The organism is Cellulophaga geojensis KL-A (assembly GCF_000568425.1).
In the GTDB taxonomy this organism is placed as follows: Bacteria; Bacteroidota; Bacteroidia; order Flavobacteriales; family Flavobacteriaceae; genus Cellulophaga; species Cellulophaga lytica.
The window spans coordinates 1-15,106 of the sequence record NZ_ARZX01000017.1 but is presented as its reverse complement, the minus strand read 5'-3'; the positions used below and the strand labels follow the sequence as shown (position 1 = coordinate 15,106).

Annotated in this window: 12 protein-coding genes and 5 tRNA genes; all 17 read left to right on the top strand. The window is 34.7% G+C overall.

The annotated features are described in order from the left end of the window. Positions 1-31: 31 nt before the first annotated feature. The 17 genes from KLA_RS12410 to KLA_RS12330 all read left to right on the top strand — a co-directional run bounded on the left by KLA_RS12410 (position 32) and on the right by KLA_RS12330 (position 15,034). Positions 32-922, top strand: coding sequence for a tyrosine-type recombinase/integrase (locus KLA_RS12410; protein ID WP_034646238.1), 891 nt, complete (start codon positions 32-34; stop codon positions 920-922). Positions 923-968: 46 nt separating this feature from the next. Next, positions 969-1,265, top strand: coding sequence for a ribosome hibernation-promoting factor, HPF/YfiA family (gene hpf, locus KLA_RS12405; protein WP_013620115.1), 297 nt, complete (start codon positions 969-971; stop codon positions 1,263-1,265). Positions 1,266-1,375: 110 nt separating this feature from the next. Further along, positions 1,376-1,449: transfer RNA gene (locus KLA_RS12400), tRNA-Thr, on the top strand. Between the two features lie 83 nt (positions 1,450-1,532). After that, positions 1,533-1,614, top strand: a tRNA-Tyr gene (locus KLA_RS12395). A gap of 101 nt (positions 1,615-1,715) precedes the next feature. Further along, positions 1,716-1,788 (top strand) — tRNA-Gly (locus KLA_RS12390). A gap of 175 nt (positions 1,789-1,963) precedes the next feature. Then, positions 1,964-2,035, top strand: a tRNA-Thr gene (locus KLA_RS12385). Positions 2,036-2,088: 53 nt separating this feature from the next. Next, on the top strand, positions 2,089-3,276 hold the full coding sequence (gene tuf, locus KLA_RS12380; protein ID WP_013620114.1) for an elongation factor Tu: 1,188 nt from the start codon (positions 2,089-2,091) through the stop codon (positions 3,274-3,276). A 67-nt stretch (positions 3,277-3,343) separates the two neighbouring features. Then, positions 3,344-3,416: transfer RNA gene (locus tag KLA_RS12375), tRNA-Trp, on the top strand. Positions 3,417-3,472: 56 nt separating this feature from the next. Continuing rightward, the gene (gene secE, locus KLA_RS12370) at positions 3,473-3,661 is read left to right on the top strand and encodes a preprotein translocase subunit SecE (protein ID WP_013620113.1); all 189 of its coding nucleotides are present in this window, start codon (positions 3,473-3,475) and stop codon (positions 3,659-3,661) included. 13 nt (positions 3,662-3,674) lie between these two features. Further along, positions 3,675-4,226, top strand: coding sequence for a transcription termination/antitermination protein NusG (nusG, locus tag KLA_RS12365; RefSeq protein WP_013620112.1), 552 nt, complete (start codon positions 3,675-3,677; stop codon positions 4,224-4,226). Between the two features lie 73 nt (positions 4,227-4,299). After that, complete coding sequence (rplK, locus tag KLA_RS12360) at positions 4,300-4,737, top strand: 50S ribosomal protein L11 (RefSeq protein ID WP_013620111.1); 438 nt, start codon at positions 4,300-4,302, stop codon at positions 4,735-4,737. Positions 4,738-4,757: 20 nt separating this feature from the next. Continuing rightward, positions 4,758-5,450 (top strand): 50S ribosomal protein L1, encoded by a 693-nt coding sequence (gene rplA, locus KLA_RS12355; RefSeq protein ID WP_013620110.1) that lies wholly within the window; start codon positions 4,758-4,760, stop codon positions 5,448-5,450. A gap of 22 nt (positions 5,451-5,472) precedes the next feature. After that, complete coding sequence (gene rplJ, locus KLA_RS12350) at positions 5,473-5,988, top strand: 50S ribosomal protein L10 (protein ID WP_034646237.1); 516 nt, start codon at positions 5,473-5,475, stop codon at positions 5,986-5,988. A gap of 49 nt (positions 5,989-6,037) precedes the next feature. After that, positions 6,038-6,415 carry a 50S ribosomal protein L7/L12 gene (gene rplL, locus KLA_RS12345; protein WP_013620108.1) on the top strand — a complete coding sequence of 126 codons (378 nt, stop codon included), beginning with the start codon at positions 6,038-6,040 and terminating at the stop codon, positions 6,413-6,415. 132 nt (positions 6,416-6,547) lie between these two features. Beyond that, entirely contained in the window at positions 6,548-10,357 is a 3,810-nt protein-coding gene (gene rpoB, locus KLA_RS12340) for a DNA-directed RNA polymerase subunit beta (RefSeq protein ID WP_013620107.1), read from the top strand. A gap of 61 nt (positions 10,358-10,418) precedes the next feature. After that, positions 10,419-14,717 (top strand): DNA-directed RNA polymerase subunit beta', encoded by a 4,299-nt coding sequence (rpoC, locus tag KLA_RS12335; RefSeq protein ID WP_013620106.1) that lies wholly within the window; start codon positions 10,419-10,421, stop codon positions 14,715-14,717. 5 nt (positions 14,718-14,722) lie between these two features. Beyond that, on the top strand, positions 14,723-15,034 hold the full coding sequence (locus KLA_RS12330) for a DUF3467 domain-containing protein (RefSeq protein WP_034646236.1): 312 nt from the start codon (positions 14,723-14,725) through the stop codon (positions 15,032-15,034). The last annotated feature ends 72 nt before the right edge of the window (positions 15,035-15,106 follow it).

The window sequence follows — 15,106 nt, the reverse complement described above, 5'->3', positions numbered from 1 at the left end:
TTTAATAACATAAATTGTATCTTTAGTTGTTATGTCGTTAGAAGCTTTTGTATCATACCTGTCATTAGAAAAAAAATACTCAACACATACAGTGACTGCTTATAAAAAAGATATAAGTGAGTTTACAGAGTTTTGTGGGGTAAATTACCAATTGACATCTATAGATGATGTTCCGTACGCTTTTGTGCGTAATTGGATAGTGGTTTTGGTTTCAAAAGAAATTTCAAATAGGTCTATAAATAGAAAAATAGCATCATTAAAAGCGTATTACAAGTTTTTGCAAAAGATAGGTCGCGTAGTAGTTAACCCTTTAGCTAGACATAAAGCCTTAAAAATATCTAAGAAAATAGAAATCCCGTTTTCTTTTGAAGAGGTAGAGGCAGCTTTAAATGAGGTAGATTTTGAAGCGGGTTTTGAGGGAGAGAGAGATAGGTTAATAATAGGGCTTTTATACGCAACAGGTGTTAGAAGGATAGAGTTAGTTAATTTAAAGCTTAAAAATGTAGATGTAAAAGCTAAGACAATTAAAGTTTTAGGGAAAAGAAATAAGGAACGAGTTGTTCCTTTGGCTCCTTTTGTATGTCCTTGGGTGTATTCTTATTTAGAAAATAGAGAAGCTTTACCGGTAATTAATGATGAGGCATACTTTTTTCTGCTAAAGTCAGGAGATAAAGTGTATGAAAGTCTTGTTTATAGAATAATAAATCGTTATTTTAGTAAGGTCTCTTCTAAACAAAAAAATAGTCCACATATATTAAGGCATACATTTGCGACACATTTGTTAAATGAAGGGGCGGATCTAAATTCAGTAAAAGAATTGTTAGGGCATTCAAGCTTAGCGTCTACTCAAGTCTATACGCACAATAGTATAGCAGAACTTAAAAAAGTGCATTTAGCAGCTCATCCTAGAAATAAGAAATAACAATTTTTGTATTGCTGGTATTGTTTAATTTTAAAAACCTTCTCTTATGAAAGTAAACACGCAATCAGTTAATTTTAATGCAAACGGAGATTTAATGTCTTTTGTGCAAACCAGATTAGATAAGTTAGAAACCTTCTATGATAAAGTAATAAGTTCGGATGTTTATCTAAAAGTAGAGAACACAAGTTCAAAAGAAAATAAGGTTGTAGAGATCAAAATTAGGGTGCCTAAAGAAAATATTATGGTAAAAAAACAATGTAAGTCGTTTGAAGAGGCAATTGACTCTGCATGCAATTCTATTGAAAGACAGCTTGTTAAAAGAAAAGAGAAATTAAGGGTGTAAATTTTTTTAAATTTTTTTTTAAAAATATTTTGAATAACTGAAAACTAGTTATACATTTGCAGTCCGTTAGAAATAGCGGGCTTTTTTAAAGCAGAAAAGCAAGGTTAAAAGCCGATGTAGCTCAGCTGGCTAGAGCAGCTGATTTGTAATCAGCAGGTCGTGGGTTCGAGTCCCTCCATCGGCTCTAAATTTAGAAAATTAAGTCTTGGTTTTAAGTTTAAAACTAAGTATTTTTGAAAGTTCATTTTGTACTGAAAAAAAAGTTTTGGGGAGATACTCAAGCGGCCAACGAGGGCAGACTGTAAATCTGCTGACTACGTCTTCGCAGGTTCGAATCCTGCTCTCCCCACAAATTAGTTAAAGCAAAATAAAATTAGGTTATTTTGTTTGAAATAATGATAGTTGTAGATTTTTAATTTTTTTTAGAAATTTGCAGAGTAAAAGAAGAATGCGAGAGTAGCTCAGTTGGTAGAGCGTCAGCCTTCCAAGCTGAATGTCGCCGGTTCGAACCCGGTCTCTCGCTCTAAGTTTTTCTAGATTTTTAAAGTCTAGAAAAAGTTGTGTAAAAATATATTTTGAAGTTGATTTTTTTTGAAGTAGAAAATATGTTTTTATAGACAGCGATGTCGTTCCTGATTATAGGCATTGGTTTTTTAGGTTATTTTTAATAATAACAATTAAATTAAACAACGTTTTACGCCGGTGTAGCTCAGGGGTAGAGCGTTTCCTTGGTAAGGAAGAGGTCACGAGTTCAAATCTCGTCATTGGCTCAAGAAGTATAATTTGTACACTAATATATAACTAAGATTAAAACTCATTAAACATGGCAAAGGAAACTTTTGATCGTTCCAAACCGCACTTAAATATAGGTACTATTGGACACGTAGATCACGGTAAAACTACTTTAACTGCTGCTATTACAACAGTATTGGCAAATGCAGGTCTTTCTGAATTAAGAAGTTTCGATTCTATCGATAACGCTCCAGAAGAAAAAGAAAGAGGTATAACAATTAATACTTCTCACGTAGAGTATTCAACTGCAAACCGTCACTATGCACACGTAGATTGTCCAGGTCACGCGGATTACGTTAAGAACATGGTAACTGGTGCTGCTCAGATGGATGGTGCTATTTTAGTAGTTGCTGCAACTGATGGTCCAATGCCTCAAACACGTGAGCACATCTTATTAGGTCGTCAGGTAGGTATTCCAAGAATCGTTGTTTTCTTAAACAAGGTTGATATGGTTGATGATGAAGAGCTTTTAGAGCTTGTTGAAATGGAAGTTAGAGAATTGCTTTCTTTTTACGAGTATGATGGTGATAATGGTCCTGTTGTTTCTGGTTCTGCTTTAGGTGCACTTAATGGTGAGCAAAAATGGGTAGATACAGTAATGGAATTGATGGAGGCTGTTGATAACTGGATCGAATTACCAAAGCGTGATGTAGATAAGGATTTCTTAATGCCTGTAGAGGATGTATTTACAATTACAGGTCGTGGAACAGTTGCAACTGGTCGTATTGAAACTGGTGTTGCTAATACAGGTGATGCTGTTGATATCATTGGTATGGGTGCTGAGAAATTAGCTTCTACTATTACTGGTGTTGAAATGTTCCGTAAGATATTAGATAGAGGTGAAGCTGGTGATAACGTAGGTATCTTATTAAGAGGTATTGAAAAGTCTCAAATCAGTAGAGGTATGGTAATCTGTAAGCCAGGTTCTGTTAAGCCACACTCTAAGTTTGAAGCTGAGGTTTATATCTTGAAAAAAGAAGAAGGTGGTCGTCACACACCATTCCATAATAACTACCGTCCACAGTTTTACGTAAGAACAACGGATGTAACAGGAACTATTAGTCTTCCTTCAGGAGTTGAAATGGTTATGCCTGGTGATAACTTAACAATTACAGTAGAATTATTATCTCCTATTGCACTTAGTGAAGGTTTACGTTTTGCAATCCGTGAGGGTGGTAGAACAGTAGGTGCTGGTCAGGTAACTAAGATCATAGAATAGATCTAAAATAATTACATTACATTGAGGGTGTCCTGCCGAGGTAGGATACCTTTCGATGTAAATATAGACGGGCGTAGCTCAGTTGGTAGAGCACTGGTCTCCAAAACCAGGTGTCGGGAGTTCGAGTCTCTCCGCCCGTGCAATAGAAAGGAAATGCGTTTCCTTTTATTTATAAATAATAAAGTAAAACATTCGCATGCTAACATATATTAAAGAATCAGTAGAAGAACTTAGAAATAATGTTACATGGCCAACAAGAGCAGAGGCTTCTAACCTTATGGTTGTTGTCGCTGTTTTTACTATTTTGTTTGCCTTGGCAACTTGGGGTGTAGATGAGCTTTTTAGTAAAGCTGTTAAGTTTTATTTTGATAAAGTTATAAACTAATAACCCTTGTGCTATGTCAGAAGTATTAGAGAAAAAATGGTATGTAGTTAGGGCGGTAAGTGGTCAAGAAAATAAAATTAAAGGCTATATCGAGAGTGAGGTAGCTAGATTAGGTTTTTCAGACTACTTAGAGGATGTTTTAGTTCCTACAGAAAAAGTGGTTCAGGTTCGTAATGGAAAAAAAATAAACAAAGAAAAGGTATATTTTCCTGGGTACATAATGGTAAAGGCTAATTTAGGAGGGGAGATGGTGCATATTATCAGATCTATAACTAATGTAATAGGCTTTTTAGGAGAAGTTAAAGGTGGCGATCCTGTTCCTTTAAGAAAATCAGAAGTAAATCGTATGTTAGGAAAAGTAGATGAGCTAGCTGTTACAACAGATAGTGTTGCTATTCCTTTTGTGTTAGGAGAAACAATAAAGGTTGTTGATGGTCCTTTTAACGGTTTTAACGGAACTGTTGAGAAAATTAACGAAGAAAAGCGTAAACTTGAGGTAATGGTTAAGATTTTTGGAAGAAAAACACCATTAGAGTTAAGTTATATGCAAGTTGAAAAAGTATAATTAAGAACTGTTACATAGTAAAAATGTGTGTTGCTTCCGAATAACATATATTTTTCGAATTTAATTTTATACAATGGCAAAAGAAGTAAGTAAAGTAGTTAAACTACAAGTTAGGGGAGGTGCAGCGAATCCATCGCCACCGGTTGGACCCGCTTTAGGTGCTGCCGGAGTTAACATCATGGAGTTCTGTAAGCAATTTAATGCGCGTACACAGGACAAACAAGGTAAGGTTTTACCAGTTGTTATCACGGTATTTAAAGATAAGTCATTTGACTTTATCGTTAAGACACCGCCAGCGGCAGTTCAGCTTTTAGAGGCAGCTAAGATAAAGAAAGGATCTGGCGAACCTAACAGAAACAAAGTGGCAAGTGTATCTTGGGACCAAGTTAAGCAAATTGCAGAAGACAAAATGGTAGATTTAAATGCATTTACAGTAGAGTCGGCAATGAGTATGATAGCAGGTACTGCAAGATCTATGGGTTTAAAAGTTTCAGGTACTAGACCTTTTTAAAATCTTAAAAGCAATTTAAAATGGCGAAATTAACAAAAAAGCAAAAAGACGCTTACGCAAAGATAGATAAGAACAAACTTTATTCTTTGGAAGAAGCATCTGCTTTAATAAAAGAAATAACTAATACAAAATTTGATTCATCTGTAGATGTTGCTGTACGTTTGGGTGTAGATCCAAGAAAAGCAAATCAAATGGTGCGTGGGGTTGTAACATTGCCACACGGAACAGGTAAAGATGTTAAAGTTTTGGCTTTAGTAACTCCAGACAAGGAAGCAGAAGCAAAAGAAGCTGGTGCAGACTATGTTGGATTAGATGAATATTTGGATAAAATAAAAAGCGGTTGGACAGATGTTGATGTAATTATCACTATGCCAAGTGTAATGGGTAAACTAGGACCTTTAGGTAGAGTTTTAGGACCAAGAGGTTTAATGCCTAATCCAAAAACAGGAACAGTTACTATGGATATAGCTAAAGCTGTATCTGAAGTAAAAGCTGGTAAAATTGATTTTAAAGTTGATAAAACAGGTATTGTGCATGCTGCGATAGGGAAAGTTTCTTTCTCTGAAGATAAAATTGCAGAGAACGCAAAAGAGTTGTTTGATACACTTATGAAATTAAAGCCTACTGCTGCAAAAGGTGTTTATGTAAAAAGTATTTACCTATCTAGTACAATGAGCCCAAGTGTTCAATTAGATCCAAAAGTAGTAGCATAACTGTTGCTTTAAAGTTTATATTATGACAAAAGAAGAAAAATTAAACGTAATAGAAGATTTAACTTCACAGTTAGCTGAAAATGCAACCATTTATTTGGCTGATATTTCAGGTTTAGATGCTGTAGCTACTTCAGATTTAAGAAGAGCTTGCTTTAAAGCGGGTGTTAAACTTTCAGTTATTAAGAATACATTGCTTGCTAAAGCAATGGAAGCTTCGGATAAGGAGTTTGGAGAACTTCCAGAGGTGTTAAAAGGAAACACTTCTTTAATGTTTTCTGAAACAAGTAATGCGCCAGCAAAATTAATAAAGAACTTCAGAAAAAAATCTGATAAGCCTTTATTAAAAGGAGCATTTATTGAAGAAGAAGTATATATAGGAGATGATCAATTAGATGCTTTAGTTAGCATTAAGTCTAAAGAAGAAGTTATTGGCGATATTATTGGATTGTTACAATCACCAGCTAAAAACGTTATTTCTGGACTTAAATCTGGTGGTGGAAAAATCGCTGGAATTCTAAAAACATTATCAGAAAAATAGTACGCACTAAAAACAATTATATTTTAAAAATTTATTAAACGATAGAAAAATGGCAGATTTAAAAGATTTCGCAGAACAATTGGTTAACTTAACTGTAAAAGAGGTAAACGAGTTAGCAAATATATTAAAAGATGAGTACGGTATAGAGCCTGCTGCTGCTGCAGTAGCTGTTGCTGCTGGTGGTGGAGCTGCTGGTGGTGAAGCTGCAGAAGAGCAAACTGAATTTGATGTTGTATTAAAATCAGCTGGTGCTTCTAAATTAGCAGTTGTAAAATTAGTTAAGGAATTAACTGGTTTAGGTTTAAAAGATGCTAAAGATATCGTAGATAGCGCACCAAAGGCTGTTAAAGAAGGTGTTTCTAAAGACGAAGCTGAAGGTATTAAAAAATCTTTAGAAGAAGCAGGAGCGGAAGTTGAGCTTAAATAATAGCAACAACCATAACGTTTTTGGGATAGGTCTTTACGCTATATGCGTATAGACCTAATCCCATTTTTATATATATTGTATATGAAGTAATATACTACGAGAATACTATTCATAACATAATTTTGTCCATTGATGTTCACAAAACAGACTCAAAGAATAAATTTTGCATCAGCTAAGAATATTCCAGATTACCCGGATTTCTTGGACATTCAGATTAAATCATTTCAGGATTTCTTCCAACTTGAAACTAAATCTGATGAAAGAGGCGACGAAGGTTTGTATAATACCTTCTTGGAAAACTTTCCAATTACTGACACAAGAAATCAATTCGTATTAGAGTTTCTTGATTACTTTATTGATCCACCTAGATATTCTATTCAAGAATGTATAGAAAGAGGGTTAACCTATAGTGTTCCACTAAAGGCAAGACTAAAACTTTATTGTACGGACCCAGAACATGAAGATTTTGAAACTATAGTACAAGATGTGTACTTAGGAACAATTCCTTACATGACACCAAGTGGTACATTTGTTATTAATGGTGCAGAACGTGTTGTTGTATCTCAATTACATCGTTCTCCAGGGGTTTTCTTCGGACAGTCTTTCCATGCTAACGGTACTAAATTGTATTCTGCAAGAGTAATTCCTTTTAAAGGCTCTTGGATAGAATTTGCAACAGATATCAATGGCGTTATGTACGCTTACATTGATAGAAAGAAAAAATTACCAGTAACAACCTTATTTAGAGCTATTGGCTTTGAACGTGATAAGGATATTTTGGAAATCTTTGATTTATCAGAAGAAATCAAAGTTTCAAATGCTGGACTTAAAAAAGTATTAGGACGTAAGCTTGCAGCTAGAGTATTAAATACTTGGCACGAGGATTTCGTAGATGAGGATACAGGTGAAGTTGTTTCTATAGAAAGAAACGAAATTGTATTAGATAGAGATACAGTTCTTGAAAAAGAACACATTGCCGAAATTATGGAGGCAGATGTAAAAACTATTCTTTTACATAAAGAGAATAATGCACAATCTGATTATGCAATTATTCATAATACATTACAAAAAGATCCAACAAACTCAGAAAAAGAGGCTGTTGAGCATATTTATAGACAATTACGTAATGCTGAGCCGCCAGATGAGGAAACAGCACGTGGTATTATAGATAAATTATTCTTCTCTGACCAACGTTACAACTTAGGTGAAGTAGGTCGTTATAGAATGAATAAAAAATTACAGTTAGATATTGGAATGGACAAGCAAGTCTTGACTAAAGAAGATATTATAACTATTATTAAATACTTAATAGAGCTTATAAACTCTAAAGCAGAGATTGATGATATTGATCACTTGTCTAACCGTCGTGTACGTACAGTAGGTGAGCAATTATCTCAGCAGTTTGGTGTAGGACTTGCTCGTATGGCAAGAACTATTCGTGAACGTATGAACGTTAGGGATAACGAAGTATTTACACCTATTGATTTGATTAATGCAAAGACATTGTCTTCTGTAATTAATTCTTTCTTTGGAACAAACCAGTTATCTCAGTTTATGGATCAAACAAATCCATTAGCAGAAATAACACACAAACGTAGATTATCTGCCCTTGGGCCAGGTGGTTTATCAAGAGAAAGAGCAGGGTTTGAGGTACGTGATGTTCACTATACACACTACGGTAGACTTTGTCCTATTGAGACTCCTGAAGGACCAAATATTGGACTTATTTCTTCATTATCTGTATATGCAAAAGTGAATCCTATGGGATTCTTAGAAACTCCTTACCGTAAGGTTACTAATGGTGTTGTAGATACAGAAGAATATGCATATTTAAGTGCAGAGGAAGAGGAAGGTATGAAAATATCTCAAGCCAATATTCCTTTAAAAGAAGATGGTGAAATAGATGTAGATAAGGTTATTGCTCGTGAAGAGGGTGATTTCCCAGTTGTAGATCCTGCAGAAATTAATTATACAGACGTTGCTCCAAATCAAATTGCATCAATATCTGCCTCTTTAATTCCGTTCTTAGAACATGATGATGCCAACCGTGCATTGATGGGATCTAACATGATGCGTCAGGCAGTTCCTTTGTTAAGACCAGAATCTCCAATTGTTGGTACTGGTTTAGAACGTCAGGTAGCATCAGACTCTAGAGTTTTAATTAACGCAGAAGGAGATGGTGTTGTTGAGTATGTAGATTCTCAAAAAGTTACTATTAAGTATGATAGAACTGAAGAAGAACGTTTAGTTAGTTTTGAAGAAGACTCTAAAACATATAACTTGGTTAAGTTTAGAAAAACAAACCAAGGTACAAGTATTAACCTTAAACCTATTGTAGAAAAAGGTGATAAGGTTAAAAAAGGTCAAGTATTATGTGAAGGTTATGCTACTCAATTAGGAGAGTTAGCCTTAGGTAGAAATATGAAAGTAGCCTTTATGCCTTGGAAAGGGTATAACTTTGAGGATGCAATTGTGATTTCTGAAAAAGTAGTTCGTGAAGACATTTTTACATCTATACATATTGATGAGTATTCTTTAGAAGTAAGAGATACTAAATTAGGAGCAGAAGAATTAACACATGATATTCCTAACGTTTCTGAAGAAGCTACTAAAGATTTAGATGAAAACGGGATGATCCGTATAGGTGCAGAAGTTAAACCTGGTGATATTTTAATTGGTAAAATTACTCCAAAAGGAGAATCAGATCCAACACCAGAAGAAAAATTACTTCGTGCTATATTCGGTGATAAGGCAGGAGACGTTAAAGATGCATCTTTAAAAGCATCACCATCTTTAAGAGGTGTTGTAATAGGTAAGAAATTATTTTCTAGATCTATTAAAGATAAACGTACTCGTGTAGAAGATAAAGATGCTATTAATAAATTAGAGCTAGAATACGAAGTTAAATTCCAACAGCTTAAAGATATATTAGTAGAAAAACTATTTACATTAGTTAATGGTAAAACATCACAGGGTGTACTTAATGACTTAGGAGAAGAAGTTCTTCCAAAAGGTAAAAAGTACTCTATGAAAATGTTAAACTCTGTTGATGATTTTGCTCACCTTGTAGGTGGAAGCTGGACAGTAGATAAGGATCTTAATGCAATGGTTGCAGATTTAATTCACAACTATAAAATTAAGCTTAACGATCTTCAAGGAAACTTAAGAAGAGATAAATTTACTATTTCTGTTGGTGATGAGTTACCTCCAGGAATAATGAAATTAGCTAAAGTTTATGTTGCTAAAAAACGTAAACTTAAAGTTGGTGATAAAATGGCGGGTCGTCACGGTAACAAAGGTATTGTTGCCCGTATTGTACGTCATGAAGATATGCCTTTCTTAGAAGACGGAACTCCAGTAGATATCGTATTAAACCCATTAGGTGTACCATCTCGTATGAACATTGGGCAAATATATGAGACTGTATTAGGTTGGGCCGGTTTAAAATTAGGCAAAAAGTATGCAACTCCAATTTTTGATGGTGCTACATTAGAACAAATTAACGGATACACAGATGAAGCAGGTATACCACGTTTTGGTCATACTTACTTATACGATGGTGGAACTGGAAAACGTTTTGATCAGCCAGCAACTGTAGGTGTTATTTACATGCTTAAATTAGGACATATGGTAGATGATAAAATGCACGCTCGTTCTATAGGTCCATATTCTTTAATTACACAACAACCATTAGGTGGTAAAGCACAATTTGGTGGTCAGCGTTTTGGAGAGATGGAAGTATGGGCACTAGAAGCATATGGTGCGTCTGCAACACTAAGAGAAATATTAACAGTTAAGTCTGATGATGTTATTGGTAGAGCTAAAACGTATGAGTCTATTGTAAAAGGCGAAACAATGCCAGAACCTGGTTTACCAGAATCTTTCAATGTATTAATGCATGAACTTAAGGGATTAGGTTTAGATATTAGATTGGAAGAATAACAAGACCTTGTCTTGAACACTATTTGTTAGATATATTTAATTTTAAGATCACCATATTGTTATGGCTAGACCAAAGGATAATAATACAATAAAAAGGTTCGATAAAATTTCAATCGGATTGGCATCTCCAGAAGCTATTTTGGCAGAGTCAAGAGGGGAAGTTTTAAAACCTGAAACAATTAATTATAGAACCCACAAACCAGAAAGGGATGGTCTTTTCTGTGAGCGTATTTTTGGCCCTGTAAAGGATTATGAGTGTGCCTGTGGTAAATACAAACGTATCCGTTACCGTGGTATTGTTTGTGACCGTTGTGGGGTAGAGGTTACAGAAAAGAAAGTACGTAGAGACAGAGTTGGGCACATTAACTTAGTAGTTCCTGTTGCTCACATCTGGTACTTCCGTTCTTTACCAAATAAAATAGGTTACTTATTAGGATTACCTTCTAAGAAATTAGACATGATCATCTATTATGAGCGTTATGTTGTAATTCAGCCAGGTATTGCTAAAGGACCAGAAGGTGAAGAAATTCAGAAAATGGATTTCTTGACTGAAGAAGAATACTTAAACATACTAGAGTCTATACCAGTAGAAAACCAATATTTGGAAGATACAGATCCAAATAAGTTTATTGCTAAAATGGGTGCTGAATGTTTAATAGAATTATTGTCAAGAATTAACTTAGACGAATTGTCATTTGAGTTAAGACATAAGGCAAATACAGAAACATCTAAACAACGTAAAACTGAAGCGTTAAAGCGTTTACAGGTTGTAGAATCATTAAGGGAGTCTCAAGAAAATAGAGAAAACAGACCTGAGTGGATGATTATGAAAGTAATCCCAGTTATTCCACCAGAGCTTAGACCTTTAGTGCCATTAGATGGTGGTCGTTTTGCAACATCAGATTTAAATGATTTATATAGAAGAGTAATAATCAGAAACAATCGTTTAAAAAGATTGGTAGAGATAAAGGCTCCAGAAGTAATTCTTAGAAATGAGAAACGTATGCTTCAGGAATCTGTAGACTCTCTTTTTGATAATACACGTAAATCATCAGCTGTAAAAACTGAATCTAATAGACCATTAAAATCATTATCAGATTCTTTAAAAGGTAAACAAGGGCGTTTCCGTCAAAACCTATTAGGTAAACGTGTAGATTATTCTGCTCGTTCGGTAATTGTTGTTGGGCCAGAATTGAAGTTATTTGAGTGTGGTTTGCCAAAAGATATGGCTGCAGAGCTTTACAAACCTTTTGTTATACGTAAGTTAATAGAAAGAGGTATTGTAAAAACAGTTAAATCTGCTAAGAAAATTATAGATAAAAAAGAGCCAGTAGTTTGGGATATTTTGGAAAACGTTCTTAAAGGACACCCAGTATTACTAAACCGTGCTCCTACGCTTCACCGTTTAGGTATACAGGCATTTCAGCCAAAACTTATAGAAGGTAAAGCTATCCGTTTACACCCATTAGTATGTACGGCATTTAACGCCGATTTTGATGGGGATCAAATGGCAGTACACTTACCATTAGGTCCAGAAGCAATTTTGGAAGCTCAGTTGTTAATGCTTGCATCACACAACATATTAAACCCTGCTAATGGTTCACCAATAACAGTACCTTCTCAGGATATGGTTTTAGGTCTTTATTATATGACTAAAGAACGTAAATCTACTCCAGAGGTGCCAATTAAAGGTGAAGGGTTAACTTTCTATTCTGATGAAGAAGTTGTAATAGCTTTTAATGAGGGAAGACTTGATTTAAATGCAGGTATAAAAGTAAGAGCAAAAGACTTTAATGAAGAAGGAGAACTTGTATACCAAATAATACCTACTACAACAGGTAGAGTTTTATTTAATATGATGGTGCCAGAACAGGCAGGTTATATTAATGATGTATTAAATAAAAAATCTTTAAGAGATATTATTGGTGGTATTTTGGCTGTTACAGACGTGCCAACTACTGCAGAATTCTTAGATAAGATAAAAACTTTAGGATATGAATTTGCCTTTAAAGGTGGTTTATCTTTTAGTTTAGGAGATATTATTATCCCTAAAGAAAAACACGAAATGATTGCAGAGGCTAACGGTCAAGTAGACGGTATTATGGCTAACTACAACATGGGTCTTATTACTAACAATGAGCGTTACAACCAGGTAATTGATGTTTGGACATCTACCAATGCAATGCTTACAGAGTTAGCAATGAAGCGTATTCGTGAAGATCAGCAAGGATTTAACTCTGTGTATATGATGTTAGATTCTGGTGCAAGGGGTTCTAAAGAGCAAATTCGTCAGTTAACTGGTATGCGTGGATTAATGGCTAAGCCTAAAAAATCTACTGCAGGTGGTGGTGAAATTATTGAAAACCCTATTCTTTCTAACTTTAAGGAAGGTTTATCAATTCTTGAATACTTTATTTCTACTCACGGTGCACGTAAAGGTCTTGCAGATACCGCTTTAAAAACTGCCGATGCGGGGTATTTAACTCGTCGTTTGGTTGATGTATCACAAGATGTTATCATTAACACAGAAGACTGTGGAACATTAAGAGGTATAGAAGTTTCAGCTTTAAAGAAAAACGAAGAAATAGTTGAATCTTTAGGAGCTCGTATTCTAGGTAGAATTTCACTACATGATTTATTTGATCCTGTAACGGAAGAACAATTATTATCTGCTGGTCAGTTGATAGTAGAGTCTGATGTTAAGAAAATTGAAGCATCACCAATAGAGAGCGTAGAAGTACGTTCTGCATTAACTTGTGAGGCAGAAAAAGGAATTTGTGGTAAATGTTATGGTCGTAACCTTTCAACCAATAAAATGGTACAAAGAGGTGAGGCTGTAGGTGTTGTTGCTGCACAGTCTATTGGAGAGCCAGGTACACAGTTAACACTACGTACATTCCACGTGGGTGGTATTGCAGGTAACATTTCTGAGGATAATAAATTAGAAGCTAAATTTGCAGGTATTGCAGAAATAGAAGATTTAAGAACTGTTAATGGTGAAGATAATGAGGGTAACAAAGTAAAAATTGTTATCTCTAGAACATCAGAAATAAAAATAGTTGATGCTAAAACAGGTATTACTTTAAGTACAAGTAACATACCTTACGGTTCTCAACTAGCTATAGAAAACGGAGCTAAAGTTGCTAAAGGTGATGTAATATGTTCTTGGGATCCATATAACGGTGTAATTGTATCAGAATTTACTGGTAAAGTTTCATACGAAAATATAGAACAAGGTGTTACTTACCAGGTAGAAATAGATGAACAAACAGGTTTCCAGGAAAAAGTAATTTCAGAATCTAGAAACAAGAAGTTAATACCAACATTATTAGTTAAAAATAATAATGATGAGATATTACGTTCTTACAACCTTCCAGTTGGATCTCACATTATGGTAGATGACAATGATAAGGTTACTGAGGGTATGACGTTAGTTAAAATTCCACGTAAGTCTGCTAAGTCTGGTGATATTACGGGTGGTCTTCCAAGAGTTACAGAACTTTTCGAAGCACGTAACCCATCTAACCCAGCAGTTGTTTCAGAAATTGATGGTGTTGTTTCTTTTGGTAAAATTAAAAGAGGTAACCGTGAAATTATTATAGAGTCTAAATTAGGTGATGTTAAAAAGTACTTAGTAAAACTATCAAATCAAATTCTTGTACAAGAAAATGATTATGTTAGAGCTGGTATGCCATTATCTGATGGATCTATAACACCTGCAGATATCTTAGCAATTAAAGGCCCTTCTGCTGTACAACAATACTTAGTGAACGAAGTTCAGGAAGTATATCGTTTACAAGGTGTAAAAATTAATGACAAGCACTTTGAGGTTGTTGTTAGACAAATGATGCGTAAAGTTCGTATACAAGATCCGGGTGATACTATTTTCTTAGAAAACCAATTGGCACATAAAGAAGATTTTATCAGGGAGAATGATGAGATTTACGGTAAAAAAGTTGTTGAAGAGGCAGGAGATTCTGATAACTTAAAAGCTGGACAAATAATAACAGCTAGAGAGTTAAGAGATGAAAACTCAATCTTGAGACGTGCTGATAAAGCATTAGTATCTGCTAGAGATGCTGTTGCAGCAACTGCAACACCAATTTTACAAGGTATTACAAGAGCATCTTTACAAACTAAATCTTTCATCTCAGCGGCATCGTTCCAGGAGACAACTAAAGTATTAAACGAGGCAGCAGTAGCTGGTAAGGTTGATAACTTAGAAGGATTAAAAGAAAATGTAATTGTTGGTCATAAGATTCCTGCAGGAACAGGTATGAGAGATTATGATAGCATCATAGTAGGTTCTAAAGAAGAATATGATGAGATTATGGCTCGTAAAGAGGAACTTAAATTTTAAGTTGTATGAGTGATTCTAATCAAGATCAGAAGCAAATAAATATTGAATTGGATGAGAAAACTGCTGAAGGAGTTTATTCTAATTTGGCAATAATTAACCATTCAGTATCAGAATTTGTAGTAGACTTTGTTAGTTTAATGCCAGGAGCACCAAAGGCAAAAGTGAAAAGTAGAATTATACTTACACCACAACATGCTAAAAAGCTTTTAAAAGCATTAAATGACAATGTTCAACGTTTTGAAAAGGCTCACGGAGCAATTAAAGATTATGAGCAGCCTTCAGTACCAATTAATTTTGGTCCAACAGGAGAAGCATAATAAAAGAACCACGCAATTTGCGTGGTTTTCTTTTTTATAAAAATGACTAGTCCTAAATAATCGATACAGATT